The 537-nt window shown below is 54.2% G+C and carries 1 pseudogene; it reads left to right on the plus strand.

Going from position 1 to position 537, the window contains the following annotated elements:
- Positions 1 to 142: 142 nt before the first annotated feature.
- Positions 143 to 352: pseudogene (locus ACOCD2_RS25765) on the plus strand (IS481 family transposase); the annotation flags it as partial.
- Positions 353 to 537: the final 185 nt, after the last annotated feature.

Consider the following 537-nt stretch of genomic DNA (forward strand, 5'->3'; position numbering starts at 1 on the left):
CCGCGTTTGGATGCCTACTTTGCTTCCCCTCTGGCGCTATGCGCACGACGGGTAAGCAGTGCGGCCTCGCAGCTACTGGGGTCTACCAGCCTTCGCTTCGCTCTCCATGGCTGGCAGCGAACGTGATCGTAAGCAGGTGGATCTTGCCAAGCAATACAATGCCACCCCACAGACTATTCGTAAATGGCAAAATCGGGACGAATTCACCGACAAAAGCCATCGTCCCCATCGCCTGCAAACCAAGCTCAGCGAACATCAGGAAATGCTAGTCGTTGAGTTACGCAAGTTGCTGCTATTGCCTCTGGATGACCTGTTGGTTATCGTCCGTGAATTTATCCACCCCGAGGCCACTTGATCAGGCATCCACCGCACCCTGCGCCGCCACGGGGTTTCTAACCTCAATGCATTGTTACGTGGTAACTACTCACCCCTATCAGCATAGAGCTGTCCCGAAAAGGCCATTTGAATGGCGACCAGCGGATTGTATCCCTGATTTGCCATGGTCTGCAGGTAACTGGAAATGCGGCAATAGGCCTC

This window comes from Thiolapillus sp. (assembly GCF_048562965.1).
Lineage (GTDB): Bacteria > Pseudomonadota > Gammaproteobacteria > Chromatiales > Chromatiaceae > Thiolapillus > Thiolapillus brandeum_A.